Genomic DNA, 17,199 nt, shown 5'->3' on the forward strand with positions numbered 1-17,199 from the left:
TCCAGAAACCGGGGCGCAAGGCAAGCGTTGGAGCTAGAATCTGCGACGTATGCCGGCGTGCCGGCCCCCTATCCGGAAACAGCCATGGCCCTTCTCCCCATTCTCGAGTTCCCCGATCCGCGCCTGCGTACCAAGGCCGCGTTGATCGAAGCTGCCGAAGTCACCACGCCGGCCTTCCAGGAACTGATCGACAACATGTTCCTGACCATGTACGACGCCCCGGGCATCGGCCTTGCCGCCACCCAGGTGGACGTGCACAAGCGCTTCATGGTCATCGACGTCAGCGAAGAAAAGAATGAACCGCATGTGTTCATCAATCCGGAAATCGTCGCCAAGGACGGGGGCCGGGTGTACCAGGAGGGCTGCCTGTCGGTTCCGGGCATCTTCGCCGACGTGACCCGTGCCGACACCATCACCGTCAAGTACCTGGATCGCAACGGCCAGGAACAGCAGATGGAGGCTGGTGACGTGCTGGCCACCTGCATCCAGCACGAGATGGATCACCTGGACGGCAAGCTGTTCATCGACTATCTGTCGCCGCTCAAGCGCGAGATGGTGCGCAAGAAGCTGGCCAAGCAGCGCAAGCACGTGGCGTGATCGCCAATCCGGGCCACCCTTCGGGTGGCCCGTGCCTGCGCGGCTCGCGCGGGCTCTACGGCGCCGGCCGACGGCGCCGTTTTCTTTCCTGCACGAATCCATCCTGCAAGTGGGGTAGCCATGAGGATTGTCTTTGCCGGTACGCCGGAATTCGCGGTGTCGTCGCTGCGCGCGGCTGCGCGCCACCATGAGGTCGTGGCCGTCTATACCCAGCCTGATCGCCCGGCCGGCCGAGGCCGTGGCCTGGCGCCTTCGCCGGTCAAGCTCGAAGCCGTGGCCCGTGGCATTCCGGTCTACCAGCCGGAGTCGCTGAAGGACGCGGCTGCCCAGCAGCAGTTGCGCGACCTGCAGCCGGACCTGATGGTGGTGGTGGCCTATGGCCTGATCCTGCCCAAGGCGGTACTGGCCATCCCGACCCATGGCTGCTGGAACGTGCATGCCTCGCTGCTGCCGCGCTGGCGCGGCGCTGCGCCGATCCAGCGTGCGATCCAGGCTGGTGACGCGAAGACCGGGGTGTGCCTGATGCAGATGGAGGCTGGCCTGGATACCGGCCCGGTGCTGCTGCACCAGGAGCTGCCGATCGCCGCCACCGATACCGGTGGCCAGCTGCACGACAAGCTGGCCGAGCTTGGTGCCCAGGTGTTGTCCGATGGCCTGGGCCTGCTGCGCGCGGGCATCAAGCCGATCGCGCGACCGCAGCCGGAACAGGGCGTGACGTACGCGCACAAGCTGGACAAGGCCGAAGCCAGGCTGGACTGGGCGCAGGACGCCGACGCGCTGGCGCGTACTGTGCGCGCGTTCAATCCGTGGCCGATCGCCGAGGCAACGCTGGCTGGCGAACGCGTGCGCATCCATGGCGCGGTGGCACTGGAGGCAGGCCACGGCCAGGCACCGGGCACCGTGCTGGCCGCCGGCCGCGACGGCATCGACATTGCCTGTGGCCAGGGCGCGCTGCGCCTGCGCGTGCTGCAGCGTGAAGGCGGCAAGGCGATCACCGCTGCCGATTACCTCAACGCTCGCCGCGACCTGCGCGTGGGGGCATAAGCGGTGTCCAAGCAGAACGATTTCTCCGTCGCCAAGGCGGCACCGGGCGCGGCCACGCGCATGCTGGCCGCACGCGTGCTGGCACAGGTGTTCACCCGTGGCCGTTCGCTGAAGGCCGAACTGGCCTGGGCGCTGCCGAAGCTGGCCGACAGCCGCGACCGCGCGCTGCTGGAAGCCCTGTGTTTCGCTGTGCTGCGCCGTCGCAGCACCTATGATGCGGCCTTGCAGGCCTGGATGCAGAAGCCGCTGTCGGCGCGCGATGCCGACCTGCGCACGCTGCTGATGGTCGGTTTCGCCCAGCTGGACGTGCTCGAACTGCCTGCGCACGCAGCGCTTTCGGCTACGGTCGATGCGGCGCGCGCGCTGGGCCGTGAGCGCCAGGCAGGCCTGGTCAACGCGATCCTGCGCCGCGCCCAGCGCGAGGGGTTCCCCGAGCAGCCTGCGCGCGACGCCTTCCCGGAATGGTTGGCTGATGCGATCGAACGCGACTGGCCGGCGCAGGCCGAAGCGATCTTCAGCGCCAGCCTGCAACCCGCGCCCTTGTGGCTGCGTGCCAACCGCCAGCACGGCGGTCGCGACAAGGCCCTGACGACGCTGGCCGAGGCCGGCATTGCCGCTGAAGCCACTGCACTGTGCGCCGATGCGTTGCGCCTGGCGACCCCCGTTGCCGTGAACCAGCTGCCGGGCTTCGGCGATGGTGCACTGTCGGTGCAGGACCTGTCGGCGCAATGCGCGGCCGATGCGCTGGCACCCGCGACCGGTGCCCGCGTGCTGGATGCCTGCGCGGCACCCGGCGGCAAATCGGCGCATCTGCTGGAGCGTGACCCGAGCCTGCGCCTGCTGGCGCTGGATATCGACGCGCGCCGTCTGGCCCGGGCACGTGACACTTACACCCGCACCGGTGTGGGTGAGCATGCGCAGACCCTGGTCGCCGATGCCAGCGATCCCGGTTCGTGGTGGGACGGCGTGCCGTTCGACGCGATCCTGCTGGATGCGCCATGTTCGGCCACGGGCGTGATCCGCCGCCAGCCGGATGTGATGTTCCACCGTCGCGCCGAGGACGTCGATGCACTGGTGGGCGTGCAGGCGCGCCTGCTGGAAGCCTGCTGGTCGATGCTGCGCCCGGGCGGGGTGCTGCTGTACGCCACCTGCTCGATCCTGCGCGCCGAGAACATCGATCAGGTGCGTGCGTTCCTGAAGTGGCATCCGGACGCGGTGGCGCAGCCGCTGGGCGATGCGTTCGGCGTGGATTGCGAAGGTGTGGCACGCCAGCGACTGCCTGGTGACAACGATGCTGACGGTTTCTTCTACGCGCGTCTGATAAAAGCAGCCTGACCCCCGCTGCCGTTTCGAGTCCCATGCTGAAGACCCACGCGTCGCGCCAGACGTGGTTGTTCGTGGTGGTGGCCCTGCTGGTGCTGGGGGCCGGGCTCGGTCTCCGCGATCCGTGGCCTTCTGACGAACCACGCTTCGCGCTGGTGGCCAGGCAGATGGTCGACAGCGGTTACTGGTTGTTCCCGCATCGCGGTACCGAGCTGTATTCGGACAAGCCGCCGATGCTGATGTGGTGGCAGGCCTCGCTGTATGGCCTGGTTGGCCACTGGCGCGTGGCCTTCCTGCTGCCCTCGCTGCTGGCCGCATTGGGCACGCTGTGGTGCGTGGTCGATCTGGGGCGCCGGCTGTGGACGCGGCAGGTCGGGCTCTGCGCGGGGTGGGCACTGCTGTTCGCGCTGCAGTTCACCTTCCAGGCGAAAAAGGCGCAGATCGATCCGCTGCTGGTGCTGTTCATCACCCTGGCCAACTATGGCCTGCTGCGCCACCTGCTGCTGGGCCCGGCCTGGCGCTGGTGGTGGCTGGGCTGGTTCTTTGCCGGTATCGGGGTGATCACCAAGGGCGTGGGCATGCTGGCGCTGCTGATGATCGTGCCGGCGGCCATCGCTGCAGCCCTGCAGTGGCCCCGTGTTTCCCTGCACGCACGCGATGGCCGCTTCTGGCTGGCACCGCTGGCCTTCCTGCTGGCGATATCGCTGTGGCTGGCGCCGATGCTGCTGGCCGCGCTGGGCACCGGATCGGACGAGTACCGCGGCTACATCAACGACATCCTGGTGCGGCAGACGGCCCGCCGCTACACGCAGTCCTGGGACCATCACCAGCCGTGGTGGTACTTCTTCGGTGTCATGCCAACGATGTGGATACCCGCATTCCTGGCGCTGCCATGGGCGATCCCGGCGTGGCGGCGGCGCCTGTGCCGCCGCGATCCACGCTACCTGCTGCCGCTGGCGTGGTGGTTGCTGGTCGTGCTGTTCTTCTCGATTCCCCAGGGCAAGCGTGATGTCTACATCCTGCCGGCGCTGCCGATGTTCTGCCTGGCGCTGGCGCCGCTGCTGCCCGGGCTGCTGAAGCGGCGCGATGTGCAGCGCGTGCTGGGAGGGTTTGCCGCGTTGCTGGCACTGGGCTTGAGCCTGGTCGGGGCGCTCGCGTTGCTGGGTGATCCGCGCTTCGAGGTGAACCTTGCCCATGGACGCGGATTGCCGCCGGGCGCGACCGATGCACTGGCGTGGACGATCCTGGCGATGGGGCTCTGGGGGGGCTTGAGCCTGGTGGTGACCGGCTGGCGTCGAAGCCATCTGGCGCTGCTATCGACCCTGGCCGTGGCCTGGGTGCTTTACGGCCTGTTCGGCTACCCGTTGCTGAATGATTCAAGCTCTGCGCGTGGTCTGATGCGTGACGTCGGCGCGCGTCTCGGGCCCGGCGCGGAACTGGGGCTGGTGGCCTGGAAGGAACAGAATCTGCTGATGGCGGACCGCCGCGCGGCGACCTTTGGATTCGAGAACCGCTGGCATGAACAGCTGCAGGCGGCCGTGCGCTGGCAGCGCTTGTCCCCCCGGCATCGCTGGTTGCTGGTGAATGACGATGCCATGCAGGGGTGCATTGATCGTTCGCAGGCGCAGATGGCCGGCATATCCAACCGCCGTCGCTGGTGGCTGGTTCCCGCCGGGGCGGTGTCCGGGGCCTGCGTGCCTGACCTGAAGGAGCTCGAGCGCGAGTACCGGCTGCAGGGGCCACCGGATGCGGACTGAACGAATGAGCGACGGACATGGCCAGTCTGCGTCAACCAGCGGCCTGCTCTGTCCTAGAATGAGGGCCGCTCCCGGCACCGTGCCGGTCTATCGCCATCGACCTGCCGACCGCACCACGTGACTCCGCTTTCCTTGCCTACTTCCCGCACGACGGGCTTCCTGGCCGGCGCCTACGCCGTGGTGCTGGGGGCGTTGCCGACGCTGCTGATGATCACCATGGAGGGCGGCAGCGCGGGGTTCTACCTGGCGATCCTGCTGTCGATCGTCCTGCTGCTGGTGCCCTCGGCCGCTCCGCGCCTGCTGCCCGGTTCCGCCCGGCGCTATGCGTGGATGGGCATCGGCATGGGCGTGATGCTGGTCGGCGTGCTGATCAGCCTGGGCGTGCATGGCATCTGGAAGGGATCGGAGGTCGAAAAGGCCGCACGCCTGTTGTCGATGCTGCTGATCCTGTTCGCCGCGCTGCGGGTGCCGCGCAGGATCCTTGCGCGGGCGATGCTGGGCACCCTTCCTGCGGTGTGGTCGGCAGCAGCCATCATTGGCTGGTTGGCGCTGGAGACCGGCGTGCGGCCTGCCACCCAGCAGTTCAATGCGGTGACCTACGGCGACCTGACCCTGTTGTTCGGTGTGCTGAGCCTGATGTCGCTGGGCCTGCCGGTGACCCGTTTCACCCGCATCGAAGCCACGCTGAAGCTGCTGACCGGCATCCTTGGCCTGGTCGCATTCCTGTGGACGCAGACCCGCGGTGGCCTGCTGGCGATTCCCTGCTTCCTGCTGATCGGCCTGCTGGTGATGGGGCGCCGGCTTGGCCGGATGAAGATCCTGCTGGGCCTGGTACTCGCGGCCGGCGTCGGCATCGTCGCCACCCATGATGGTGCGTTGCGCGATCGCATCGATGCGGGCGTGAGCGAGTATGGCGATTGCAGTGCCGACCACCTGGCAGATACCTCGGTCTGCATCCGCCTTCAGTTGTGGACCGCGGCTGGCTACATGATCCGCGAGCAGCCGGTGTTCGGTGTCGGTGGTGGCGACCGCTTCCGCCAGGAGCTGGAACGACTTGCCGGACAGGGAAAGGTGTCGGCGATGGTCGCGCGTGATTTCGGCGAGACCCACAACGACCTGCTGTATTTCCTGGCCACCTACGGCGTGCTGGGGGGGCTTGGCCTGGTGCTGGTGTACGTGGCCCCGGCGCTGGTGTTCGTGCCACGCCTGTGGCGTGGCGACGAACGGTCGCGGTTGCATGCCGCGGCAGGGTTGAGCATCTGCGTGGCATTCGCCGTCTTCGGGGTTACCGAAATGATGCTGCGTGACATGCGGACCGCCTCGTTCTATGCCGCCTGGGTTGCCCTGCTGCTGGCCCTGTCCGAGCCGCGCCGGTCAGATCAGGCTGAGGCCAGCACCGCTTCGTAGCTGGCCAGGGTCGCCCCGGCGAAGGTCTGCAGGCCGAACTCACGCTCTGCATGGCGGCGGGCGGCCATGCCCATCGCCGGCAGCGCCTGGCGTTGTTCATACATCGCCTGCACCTGTGCGGCGATGGCGGCCACGTTGCGGGTGGGCACGACCCAGCCGTCGACTCCCTGCTCGATGTTTTCCGGCAGCCCCGCGTAGTCGCTGACCAGCATCGGCCTGGCGCTGGCCATCATTTCGCGGCAGGCGAAGGAAATTGTCTCGATGTCGTTGGACAGCACGAAGCCGACGTCGCCGGCGGCGATCAGTGGGCGCGTATCGGCCAGCAGTCCGGTGAAGTGGACCTGCGTGGCGACATCGCCGAGGGCCTGCACCTGCGCGCGTTGCTGCGCGTTGGGCAGGTGACCCGCGACCGCCATGTGTACGCGCGGCCGGATCGCGTCGGGGAGCAGGGCAATGGCCTGCGCAAGGTCGATCCAGCCCTTGTAGTCATCGGTGCCGGCGTTGCTGACCAGCAGCAGCGCATCCGGGTCCTGCGTCCATTGCTGCCGCATTGCCTGGCCGGCGTCGGCCGGCAGCGGCGCGAAGCGGTCCAGGTCGACGCCGTTGCGGACCACATCGATCGGGCAGCGCCGGTACGGGCCCTGCTCCAGCAGGCGCCCGGTGTGTGCCGAAACCGCAATCACGCGGTCGGTGGCCCAGCGGGCCCTGAAGGCATTGCCAAGCGTACGGGTGGGCTTGCTGTTGTGCTTGGTCAGGATGATCGGCGGGCGGCGCATGCCGAGCAGTCCCTGCATCACGAAGCGGTGATCACGCGCACCGTTGACGTGGACCAGGTCGATGCCCTCGTCCCGCACCAGCAGGCGCAGCGCATGCTGTTCGGCCAGTTGTCGTGGCAAGGTCGGCAGGCCGCTGCCAAAGGCCATCGGCAGCGGGGTGGCGATTCCTTCCTCGGCCACCGTGCGCAGCAGGCGGCTGTCGGCGGGGGCTGCGACATGGACCGTGTGCTGGCCATGCAGGGCGCGCGCCAGGGACACGATGTACGTGGTGTGGCCGCCACCGTCGCCATAGTGGAAGTTGGTGTACAGGATTTTCATGGGGGATCTTCAGGCAACGCGCGGCAAGTGTGACACAGCCGGCTCAGGGCCGTTCCTCAGGGGCTGGAGGATCGGCCACCGCCTGGCCGTTGCCCAGCATCCACAGCATGATGGTCTTCTGCCGTACGTAGTTGGCACGCACATAGGCATAGACCAGGCCGTGCCAGCCGTCGCGGAAGCCGCCGCGGAACAGGAAGCCACGCCAGAACCGCCAGGCCGGCGCCAGCACCAGCTTGCCCAGCGTGGCGCGCTTGCCACGCGCGAACTCGTGCTCGGCCATCATCCGCGCATACTTCTCGGTCTTGGCCAGCTGCTGCTGCAACGATCGATAGGGATAGTGGATGAGATCGCCGCGCAGGGTGCCGACGCTGCCATCGACGCTGGCCGCCTCGTGGATCTCGCGCTTGCCGCGCCAGCCGCCCTGGCGGCGGTCGAACAGGCGCATCACCCGGTCCGGGTAGGCATTGCCGTGGCGCAGGAACCTGCCAAAGTATTCGGACAGGCGGGCGAAGCGGTAGCCGGCGTGGCCGGCGAAGCCGCCGTCACGGGCCTGTTCAATGGCCGCACGCAGCTCGGGGCTGATGCGCTCGTCGGCATCCAGGCACAGTACCCAGTCGTGGCTGGCCTGCTCGACGCAGAACGCCTTCTGGCTGCGGAAGCCCTCGAACCGACGCTGCAGCACGCGGGCACCGGCAGCCTCGGCGATGGCCACGGTCGCATCGGTGGACTGCGAGTCCACCACCACGATCTCATCGCAGAAGGCCAGCGAGGCCAGGCAGTCGCCGATGCGCCCGGCCTCGTTGAACGCGATAATGCACGCCGAGATGCGAGGCCGTTCGATGGGAGCGGTCGTGGAGGACATGATGGCCGGGTACCTGTTGTTTGCGACGGAGCGCTATGCGCTGCCTATTCTCGCCCCGTTGGCGCAGGCGTTGCACGCGTCCGGGCAGGAGGTTGCAGCCTGGTTCGAAGGCGGCGCGGCCGGCAGCAGCCTGCCGGGGGTGGCCAACGTCGGCCTGAAGCAGGCCCTGGCAATGCGCCCGCGGGCGGTGTTCAGCGCGGCGAACTGGGTGCCGACCTTCCTTTCGGGGGCCAAGGTGCAGCTGTTCCATGGCTTCAATGTGGAAAAGCGCGACAGCGCGCGCGGCCACTTCCGGGTGCGCGGCATGTTCGACCTGTACTGCACGCAGGGGCCGGCTACCACGACACCGTTCCGCGAGATCGCGGCCCAGCAGGGCCACTTCGCGGTGGCCGAGACCGGCTGGCCGAAGCTGGACCCGCTGTTCCGCGATGACGGTGGCGAGAGCGCCGCACTGCGCGCGCCGGCCGGCGATCGCCCGGTGATCCTGTTTGGTTCCACCTTCACCGAGCGGCTGAGTGCGGCACCGCACCTGCATGCGCAGATCGCCGCCGATATCGCTGCCGGTGGACGTTACTGGCTGCTGACCCTGCATCCCAAATGTCCGCCGGAACTGTTCGAGCGCTACCGCGCGCTGGCCGGTGCCAATGCCCGCTTCATCGAGCCGGAGCAGGTGATGGCCGCGCAGCGCGCCGCCGATGTGCTGGTGTCGGACACCTCGTCGATCGTTTCGGAGTTCATCGTCCAGCACAAGCCGGTGGTGACCTTCCGCAACCGCGTGCCGAAGCCGCACATGATTGATTTCGACGACCCGGCACAGCTGCCGGCGATGCTGCAGCGCGCGCTGCATCCGGACGCCGCGCTGCAGGCGGAAATCGTGCGTTACGCCGATGCCATCCATCCGTACCGCGACGGACTGTCCAGCGAGCGGGTAATCGCGGCCACCGAGGATTTCCTGTCCGGTGAAATGGGTGCGCTGCGCCGCAAGCCTCTCGGCAGCTGGGTGCGCGATCTGCAGATCCGAAGGGACCTGGGCTATTGGGGCCCCTCGCAGCGATGATGCCTCGCTGACCCTGCTCGCGGTCGTGCCGGCCGCTGGCCGGCAAACCGGGGGATGTGCAGTTGCCGGCCAGCGGCCGGCACTACCCGATTCAGGCCGGGATCCGACCCCGCATCACCAGCGCAGTTTGCGCCGCGCCAGCGCGGCCGCCAGTTGATCCATCGCCTGCTGTGCCTGTGCCTGCGGCAGATGGTGCAGGGTGAGTGCCACGTCGCCATGCGCACCGGCGGTGTCCAGTTGCAGGCTGCTGGTGCCCAGCACCTTGTCCAGCGGTGAACGCTGCAGGCGCAGGCCCTGCACCTTGTCCAGCTCGGCCCAGCGCCACCAGCGTTTCCACCAGCCGCCGCGCACGGCCACATAGTGCTCGTCCAGATACCAGCCCATGCGTGCCATCTGCCGGTGTGCGACCAACAACGCCACCGGCAGCCAGGCCAGCACGACCAGGCCCCACGGACCCCAGCGCCAGTACGCGGCGGCGGCCAGCAGCGGCACCAGCAGCAGCGCGCCCAGGCACAGCCGCCACCAGCCACGCTGCGGGATGGACTGCCATTGCGCCGGTGGCCAGTGCAGCTGGGGGAGCAGGTGCTGCACCAGTTGCGTGCAATGCTCGCGGGTTGCCAGCGGCGCCAGTTCGCGCAGGGCGCGGTCCTCATCACGCGAAGGGCCACCGGCGGCACTGTCGATGCGCAGCTGGCGCAGCCCGAACCAGCGCTGCAGGGTGCCTTCGCGCAGCGTCCAGGCCTGGATGCGGCGACGTGCCACGCTGCTGCGGGTGCGGCTGAGCATCCCGGCCGACACCGTCAGGCGGCGGTCCTGCTCGACGAGGGTGAAGCCGTGGTAACGCAACAGGGTCAGCACCACTGACAGCACGCGCAGCGCCAGCCAGCCCAGCAGCAGGGCCGCCGCCGCCAGCAGCAACGCGCCGGTCACGCCGGGATGCAGGTGGCTGGCATAGCCGAAGGCCTCGCGGCCGCCGCGCTGGATGGCGTCGTCCATCACCGGCCGCGGCACGGTCTGGAACAGGACGCCGAACGCGGCCACTGCCAGTGCCCAGCCGCGGTTGGAGAGCAGTCCCATGCGCACCACGTCCCAGCTGGACAGTCGCAGCAGTACGCGTTCGCTGTCGACGTCGGCAATGGGCGGTGCATCGACGGCGTCGTTGGCCTGCGGCGCCTGCCCGCGCTGGCGGACCAGCCGTTCCAGCGCCAGTGCCTGGTCCAGCTTCAGTACCCGCATCTCCGCTTCAGGGCGCACACCGCCGGCCGATTCCAGGCGCAGCTCGGCCACCCCGAACAGGCGGTGCAGCGGGTTCTGCCGCACTTCCACGTTGTGGATGCGGGCGAACGGGATCTCGCGGCGGTTGCGCGCCAACAGGCCACTGCGCACGGTGATCGCATCGCTGCCGATGCGGTAGCGGTAGCTGAGGTACTGCATCACCGACACCAGGACCAGGGCGGCAATTGCCGTCAGCGGAATCAGCTGCGCCCACATCGGATCGCGGTCGCCGCGCTGGCCGAACACCAGCAGCGCGACCAGTGGCAGGAAGTAGTGGCGCAGCTGCATCAGCAGCACGAACAGCCACGACCACGGGTGCAGGCGGTGGTCCTCGGTACCGGTGGGCGGCGGTGCAGGCAGGGGCGGCGGCAGGCTCACAGGGCGTCGGCGTCCTGGTCGAGCTGGTGGGACAGGGTGTCGCGCAGGCGCTCGGCATCCGCCTCGTCCAGGCCGCTCACGGTCACCGCGCTCATGCGGGTGCCGGCGGTGTGCACGATCAGCGTGGCCAGGCCGGCACGGCGCTCCAGCGGGCCCCGGCGCAGATCGAGATGCTGCACTCGCGAAAGCGGGATGCGCGTCTCCAGCTGCCACATGAGGTCGCGGCGCAGGCCCAGGCCCTGTGCGTCCAGCCGCCAACGGGTGCGGACCAGGCGTCGACGGCCCAGCCACGCACCAAAAGCCACACCCATCAGCAGCCCGGCTGCAGCGGTCCACAGGCCACCGGGCAGATCGAAGAACCACGCCGCCGCCGCCAGTGGCAGGCCCGGGACGAACAGGCCGCCAAAGGCACCTTCCAGTGCGGCCAGGCGGGCTGCGCGTTGCGGCAGTGACTGCCAGTCGGTGGCGGGTGGTGCAGGAATCGTGGCGTCGGTCACGCGGGCTCCGTCAGGCAGCAGGGCGGGCGGTAGCGGCCGTGGCCGCACCGCGCAGACGGTAGCAGGTCGGCTGCGTTACTGGGCAGCCTGGATCAGCGCATCGACATCCAGCAGGTGGCCGGCACGGTCGGCCTTGGTGCGCAGGTAGTTCTCGTTCTCGGCAGTGATCTCGCCGGTGACCGGAATGCAGTCCAGCACTTCGATGCCGGCATTGCGCAGGCGCTGTGCCTTGGTCGGGTTGTTGCTGAGCAGGGCCACGCGCGAAATGCCCAGGCCATGCAGCATCGCCACTGCACTGCCGTAGCGGCGCTCGTCGGCACCGAAGCCCAGCTGTGCATCGGCATCGATGGTGTCCAGGCCGTCGTGCTGGTAGCCATAGGCGCGCATCTTGGCGGCGATGCCGGTGCCGCGGCCTTCCTGGTCCAGGTACAGCAGCACGCCACCACCCAGGTCCTTCAGCTTGCGCAGGCCACGCCGCAGCTGGTCGCCGCAGTCGCACTTGAGTGAACCGAACAGATCGCCGGTCAGGCACGAAGAATGCACGCGTACCGGCACCACTGCCGACAGGTCCGGCTCGCCGACGATGATCGCGACCTGGTCGCGCTGCGCCACGCCGCCGCGGAAGACTGCAAAGGTGGTCATGCCGACGTCGCGCAGCGGAACCGGCGAACGCGCCACCAGTTCGTAGTCGTGGGCCGCATGTGCTGCGCCTTCGGCCAGGTCGCACAGGGCCACCTCGGCCGCACCGTCGAAAGTGTGGTCATCGACGTCCAGGCGCACCGCGACCATCGCTGGCAGCAGCAGACCCAGGCGGGCAAGCTCCACCGCGCCGGCATCGAAGGCGTCGCCGGCGCTCCAGCTTTCGGGCATCGGCCCGGGTTCGCGCAGGTAGCCCAGCGAGGGCAGGGCCTCGAAGGCCACGCCGCTCAGCGGCAGGCGCGCGCCCTGTGGTGCCTCCACGCCGAGCACGCGGGCGCGGGTGGCGGTCAGGAACAGGTAATGGCGCTCGCGGGCGGCAGCGGCGAAGGCGGCGAAGCTGCTGGTCGTGGCGCTGTCCAGCGCGATCACCGCCAGGCGCTGGCCCTGGCCATCGTGGAGCAGCACCGGACGACCGGCGCGCAGTTCGGCCACCGCGCGTTCGCAGCGGATCGCGGCCGGATCGCCGAACAGGGAAGAAGCAGCAGGCATGGCAGGACCGGGGGAGGCGGACATCGCAGTCTCTATGGGGGCGCCGGCGTCGTATTCAACGTGGTGCGGCCAGTGGTCGCAGGCGGCCGTCAGTGGGGGTGTTCCTCAGTTGCGTACGGGTCTTCCTCGCTACTGCCCGGTGGCCGCAGCGTATAGCGCTTGTAGGTCCACTGGTACTGCGCCGGGTCGCGGCGGGCGATGCGTTCGATGCCGGCGTTGAGGGCGGTGGCCGCCACCAGCGGGTCCGGATCGGCCACGGCCGGGTCGGTCGGCTCGATGTGCAGGGCGAACTCCATGTCCGGCCCGATGCGTTCGCACCAGCCATAGAGCACGGTGGCACCCGTGCGTTCGGCCAGCCGGTTGACCAGGGTCATGGTCAGCGCCTGCACGCCGAAGAACGGCACGAACACGCCATCGCCGGCCTTGGGCTGCTGGTCGGGCAGGATGCCGGTGGCACCGCCGTCCTTGAGCACCTTGAACAGCTGGCGCACGGCCGGCCCTTCGGCGCGCACCTGCTGTACGTTCTGGCCGCCGCGCACCAGCTGCAGGAAGGCATCGCTGGCCTCGTCCTCCGGCGGCTTGTAGACGATGGCGATCTGCCCGCGCGAGGCCAGCCACTGGTTCAGCAGCTCCCAGTTGCCGAAGTGCGGCGCGGCCACGATCACGCCCTTGCCGCTGGCCAAGGCGGCGTCGTACAGGGCCTCGCCATGGCGCTGCTTCAGGTGCAGGCGCAGGTTGTCGGCCGGCGCCTGGCTCCACAGCCGCAGGGTTTCGATGGCCTGCAGCGCGGTGGAGCGCAGCAGATCACGGTGCAGGCGGTCGCGCGCGGCGCCATCCAGCTCCGGGTAGGCCAGTTCCAGGTTGCGCCGGGTGACGCGGCTCTCACGGGCATCGAGGGCGATCCACGCCCACGCCAGGGCGCGCGCGAACGCCCGCAGCAGCGGCCAGGGCAGGCGGGCGAACAGGGTGGTGGCGCGGTAGACCAGCCGGGCTTTGCGTTGCGGATTCATCGGCGCCAGTTTAGCCAAGGGCGCTGCTATCGTGGCTGGCCCTGTTCATTGGAAGCCCACGATGCTCGTCCTGATCCAGCGTGTCAGCCAGGCCGCCGTCCATGTCGACGATGAGGCCGTGGGGCAGATCGGCCCTGGCCTGTTGGCCCTGGTCGGCATGGAGCCGGGCGATACCGAGGCCCAGTTGCGGCGGATGGCCGAGCGCCTGCTGGGCTACCGGGTATTCGCCGACGAGGCCGGGAAGATGAACCGCTCGCTGCGCGATACGGGCGGCGGCCTGCTGCTGGTCAGCCAGTTCACCCTGGCCGCCGACACCCGTTCGGGCATGCGGCCGAGCTTCACCACGGCCGCGCCGCCGGAAGAGGCTGAACGCGGGTTCAATCGATTTGTCGAGATCTGTCGTGAAAATCACGCGCCAGGGGTGGAAACGGGCCGATTTGGTGCCCATATGGTCGTCAGCCTGGTCAATGACGGTCCCGTGACCTTCCTTCTCCGGCCCTGAGCCTGCGGGACCACCGCCCGGCAGGCAGGGCCCCGGGCTGGTATAATGCTACGTTCCCTATTTCTCCCTGCCGGTGGCGCGAGCACTACATGGCCAACGAACGTCCTGCCCAATCCGAAATCAAGCAACTGATCAGCAAGGGCCTGGAACAGGGCTACCTGACCTACGCCGAAGTCAATGACCATCTGCCGGACGACATGGTCGACCCGGAACAGATCGAAGACATCATCGGCATGATCAACGGCATGGGCATCGATGTCCATGAAGTTGCGCCGGATGTGGAAACCCTGCTTCTCAACGATGGCAACACCGGCAACCGCGAAGTCGATGACACCGCGGCTGAAGAAGCTGCCGCTGCGCTGAGCGCGCTCGACACCGAAGGTGGCCGTACCACCGACCCGGTGCGCATGTACATGCGCGAAATGGGCACCGTCGAGCTGCTGACCCGCGAAGGCGAAATCGCTATCGCCAAGCGCATCGAGGAAGGCCTTTCGCAGGTCCAGGCGGCCCTGGGCCAGTTCCCGGTTTCGGTCGAGTCGCTGCTGAACGACTACGAAGCCCACAAGGAAGGCAAGAAGCGCCTGGCCGAAGTGATCGTCGGCTTCAACGACCTGGTCGACGAAGAGCCGGCGCCGCCGGCGGTCGCTGCCGATGACAGCGCCGATGCGGACGCCGAAGGCGACGAGGACGAGGACGACGATGTCGACGGTGGCGATGAAGAAGCCGCACCGACCGGTCCGGATCCGGAGGAAGTCGCCGCGCGCATGCAGGCGCTGAGCGATGCCTTCAACGCCTTCAAGAAGGCCGCGACCAAGGGCGACAAGAAGAACCTGCCGCGCCTGCGCGAAGAAATGTCGGCGGTGTTCGTCACCCTGAAGCTGCCGCTGCCGCTGACCGACGTGCTGACCAAGCAGCTGCGCGACACCATGGCATCGATCAAGGCCCATGAGCGTCGCGTGCTGAACCTGGCCACCGTCACCGCCCGCATGCCGCGCAAGGACTTCATCCGTTCCTGGGAAGGCAACCAGACCAACCTGGAGTGGGTGGAAGACGCACTGAAGCGCAAGCAGAAGTGGTCCTCGGCGCTGCGCGAAGTGAAGGACCAGATCATTGCCGAACAGCAGGCGACGATCGACATCGAGACGCTGACCCAGCTGGACCTGGAAGAGCTGAAGGAAATCAGCCGTGCCATGGCCTACGGTGAAGCCAAGGCGCGCAAGGCCAAGAAGGAAATGGTCGAGGCCAACCTGCGCCTGGTGATCTCGATCGCCAAGAAGTACACCAACCGTGGCCTGCAGTTCCTCGACCTGATCCAGGAAGGCAACATCGGCCTGATGAAGGCCGTGGACAAGTTCGAATACCGCCGCGGTTACAAGTTCTCGACCTATGCCACCTGGTGGATCCGCCAGGCGATCACCCGCTCGATCGCCGACCAGGCGCGCACCATCCGTATTCCGGTGCACATGATCGAGACGATCAACAAGTTGAACCGCATTTCCCGCCAGATGCTCCAGCAGTACGGCCGCGAGGCTACGCCGGAGGAGCTGGCCAAGGAAATGGACATGCCGGAAGACAAGATCCGCAAGGTGATGAAGATCGCCAAGGAGCCGATCTCGATGGAAACCCCGATCGGCGACGACGAGGATTCCCATCTGGGCGACTTCATCGAGGACACCAACGTGGAGTCCCCGATCGAGAACACCACCAACATCAATCTGTCTGAAACCGTGCGCGACGTGCTGGCCGGCCTCACCCCGAGGGAAGCCAAGGTGCTGCGCATGCGCTTCGGCATCGACATGAACACCGACCACACGCTGGAAGAGGTCGGCAAGCAGTTCGACGTGACCCGCGAGCGCATCCGCCAGATCGAAGCGAAGGCCCTGCGCAAGCTGCGTCACCCGAGCCGCTCGGAGCAGCTGCGCAGCTTCCTGGATATTGATTGATTTCCAGCGGCTGTTGAAGCGTTGAGAGAAACCCCGCCTGGTGCGGGGTTTTTCTTTTTGGGGGGTGTGTGCTTTCTGTAGAGTCGAGCCAGCTGCTGTTTGCGATGACGTATCCAGCAGGTCTTCTCAACGGCTGCGCGTTTGCGCCGCTACTGCATTGGGAAGATGTGATGCGCGACGAGCGCGAGGATTCACTGGGATTTGCCCGAAGAGCGACGCTGGCATTGCTGACGCAGTCTGGTGCTGGATTATTTGCTGGCTTCGGCGGCGGACAACCAGAAGGGGCTGGAAGAGACCAGGAGGACTGTGGCGCTGTTCCACGCGCACCTGCGGCGGCAGGTCTGGTTTGCGGACGTGGCGGAGAAGCGGTTGGGGCATGTGGCTGAGGCTCTTGCTGCTGCCGGGTAGCCGATCGAGCGCGGCCTCCACTACACTGTGACGCTGCGCCGGGCCTATAGCTCAACGGTTAGAGCAGGGGACTCATAATCCCTTGGTTTCAGGTTCGAATCCTGATGGGCCCACCAACCGACCTCGCCTGACCGGTCGCAGGTCTCATCGCTCCCCAGCGCGAACTGCAGCGTCGGTACCATCTGATCCGCACACAGGGATTGACCATGGCCAGCACCGATACCCCGGTGGAAGACTTCACCACCGAAATCGAAGACAGCCGGCACCTGTTTGCATGGTGCCTGGTCCACTATGGACAGGTGCCCGAGGCGCTGGCACTTGAACAGGCACGCCAACGCTATCCCGACCAGAGCCCCGGCCGCGAATACGAACACGCGCTGATCTTCCACGACGAGCCCTGGCATTGGGCGATGCTGCAGGTGGAAGGGGAAGGTTATTGGCACCGGCGCCCGGAACTGGCGCAGCCATCGCTGGACTATGAAGCCGAATCGGACGCACTGTGCCTGGCCCGCGGTGAGCGGGTGCCACTGCTGGATGAGGACGAGTACCTTGGCGCGCTCGCGCATGCGCGCCACATGCGTGCATGGACGCTGGTCCATCAGACAGGTCGTTCGCCGGATGAAGCGCGCCAGGAGGCGCTCGGCCACTACGCGTATCATCCGCGCCATCATCGCGGTCGATTTCAGGTTCATGATCCGCGTGATGGCTGGCGTCATGTGATGAGCGTATTGCATGGCGACGACTACTGGGCGCGACCAGAGTTGCGGGAACCGCCACAGGCCTATTGGAGCGAGTCCCGCGCCTTTGTTTCGGCGCAGGGAAGCCGCTTGCCGGACCCTCCGGGCTGAGGCCTGCTC

General features: G+C 67.7%; 15 protein-coding genes and 1 tRNA gene. 10 read left to right on the forward strand and 6 right to left on the reverse strand.

Annotated elements, in window-relative coordinates:
• Positions 1 to 84: 84 nt before the first annotated feature.
• From def to AC5P78_RS03320, 5 genes are all read left to right on the forward strand, one after another.
• Positions 85 to 597: a peptide deformylase gene (def, locus tag AC5P78_RS03300; RefSeq protein ID WP_005411192.1), complete on the forward strand. Its 513-nt coding sequence runs from the start codon at positions 85 to 87 to the stop codon at positions 595 to 597.
• Between the two features lie 120 nt (positions 598 to 717).
• Positions 718 to 1,641, forward strand: a complete 924-nt coding sequence (gene fmt, locus AC5P78_RS03305; protein ID WP_043034575.1) for a methionyl-tRNA formyltransferase — start codon at positions 718 to 720, stop codon at positions 1,639 to 1,641.
• Positions 1,642 to 1,644: 3 nt separating this feature from the next.
• Positions 1,645 to 2,976, forward strand: a complete 1,332-nt coding sequence (gene rsmB, locus AC5P78_RS03310; protein WP_043034576.1) for a 16S rRNA (cytosine(967)-C(5))-methyltransferase RsmB — start codon at positions 1,645 to 1,647, stop codon at positions 2,974 to 2,976.
• Positions 2,977 to 2,999: 23 nt separating this feature from the next.
• Positions 3,000 to 4,721, forward strand: a complete 1,722-nt coding sequence (locus tag AC5P78_RS03315; RefSeq protein WP_227415276.1) for an ArnT family glycosyltransferase — start codon at positions 3,000 to 3,002, stop codon at positions 4,719 to 4,721.
• A 132-nt stretch (positions 4,722 to 4,853) separates the two neighbouring features.
• Complete coding sequence (locus tag AC5P78_RS03320) at positions 4,854 to 6,128, forward strand: O-antigen ligase family protein (protein ID WP_199801545.1); 1,275 nt, start codon at positions 4,854 to 4,856, stop codon at positions 6,126 to 6,128.
• Here AC5P78_RS03320 and AC5P78_RS03325 read toward each other — a convergent pair.
• Entirely contained in the window at positions 6,101 to 7,222 is a 1,122-nt protein-coding gene (locus AC5P78_RS03325; protein ID WP_185695178.1) for a glycosyltransferase family 4 protein, read from the reverse strand. The genes AC5P78_RS03320 and AC5P78_RS03325 overlap by 28 nt on opposite strands.
• Before the next feature lie 43 nt (positions 7,223 to 7,265).
• Positions 7,266 to 8,084 (reverse strand): glycosyltransferase family 2 protein, encoded by an 819-nt coding sequence (locus AC5P78_RS03330; RefSeq protein ID WP_012481364.1) that lies wholly within the window; start codon positions 8,082 to 8,084, stop codon positions 7,266 to 7,268.
• Between AC5P78_RS03330 and AC5P78_RS03335 the strand changes: the two genes are divergently transcribed.
• Entirely contained in the window at positions 8,083 to 9,141 is a 1,059-nt protein-coding gene (locus AC5P78_RS03335) for a CDP-glycerol glycerophosphotransferase family protein (protein ID WP_012481363.1), read from the forward strand. The two genes, AC5P78_RS03330 and AC5P78_RS03335, sit on opposite strands and share 2 nt — an antisense overlap.
• Before the next feature lie 114 nt (positions 9,142 to 9,255).
• Here the strand turns inward: AC5P78_RS03335 and AC5P78_RS03340 are convergent, their stop codons facing one another.
• The 4 genes from AC5P78_RS03340 to AC5P78_RS03355 all read right to left on the reverse strand — a co-directional run bounded on the left by AC5P78_RS03340 (position 9,256) and on the right by AC5P78_RS03355 (position 13,489).
• A complete protein-coding gene (locus tag AC5P78_RS03340) occupies positions 9,256 to 10,794 on the reverse strand; it encodes a PH domain-containing protein (protein WP_108269990.1) in 1,539 nt (512 codons plus the stop codon).
• Entirely contained in the window at positions 10,791 to 11,291 is a 501-nt protein-coding gene (locus tag AC5P78_RS03345; protein WP_005411183.1) for a PH domain-containing protein, read from the reverse strand. Before AC5P78_RS03345 ends, AC5P78_RS03340 begins: the two co-directional genes overlap by 4 nt.
• Before the next feature lie 75 nt (positions 11,292 to 11,366).
• Positions 11,367 to 12,503 (reverse strand): GTP cyclohydrolase II RibA, encoded by a 1,137-nt coding sequence (gene ribA, locus AC5P78_RS03350; RefSeq protein WP_099484463.1) that lies wholly within the window; start codon positions 12,501 to 12,503, stop codon positions 11,367 to 11,369.
• Between the two features lie 65 nt (positions 12,504 to 12,568).
• Complete coding sequence (locus tag AC5P78_RS03355) at positions 12,569 to 13,489, reverse strand: lauroyl acyltransferase (protein ID WP_012481359.1); 921 nt, start codon at positions 13,487 to 13,489, stop codon at positions 12,569 to 12,571.
• Between the two features lie 61 nt (positions 13,490 to 13,550).
• Between AC5P78_RS03355 and dtd the strand changes: the two genes are divergently transcribed.
• The 4 genes from dtd (at position 13,551) to AC5P78_RS03375 (ending at position 17,190) form a co-directional block, all read left to right on the forward strand.
• Positions 13,551 to 13,991: a D-aminoacyl-tRNA deacylase gene (gene dtd, locus AC5P78_RS03360; RefSeq protein WP_005411180.1), complete on the forward strand. Its 441-nt coding sequence runs from the start codon at positions 13,551 to 13,553 to the stop codon at positions 13,989 to 13,991.
• Positions 13,992 to 14,080: 89 nt separating this feature from the next.
• Complete coding sequence (gene rpoD, locus AC5P78_RS03365; protein ID WP_005411179.1) at positions 14,081 to 15,934, forward strand: RNA polymerase sigma factor RpoD; 1,854 nt, start codon at positions 14,081 to 14,083, stop codon at positions 15,932 to 15,934.
• A 448-nt stretch (positions 15,935 to 16,382) separates the two neighbouring features.
• Positions 16,383 to 16,458: transfer RNA gene (locus tag AC5P78_RS03370), tRNA-Ile, on the forward strand.
• Between the two features lie 90 nt (positions 16,459 to 16,548).
• The gene (locus AC5P78_RS03375; protein ID WP_012481354.1) at positions 16,549 to 17,190 is read left to right on the forward strand and encodes a hypothetical protein; all 642 of its coding nucleotides are present in this window, start codon (positions 16,549 to 16,551) and stop codon (positions 17,188 to 17,190) included.
• Positions 17,191 to 17,199 lie beyond the last annotated feature (9 nt).

The sequence above is a fragment of the Stenotrophomonas sp. YJH_SMC_133 genome, assembly GCF_059370655.1.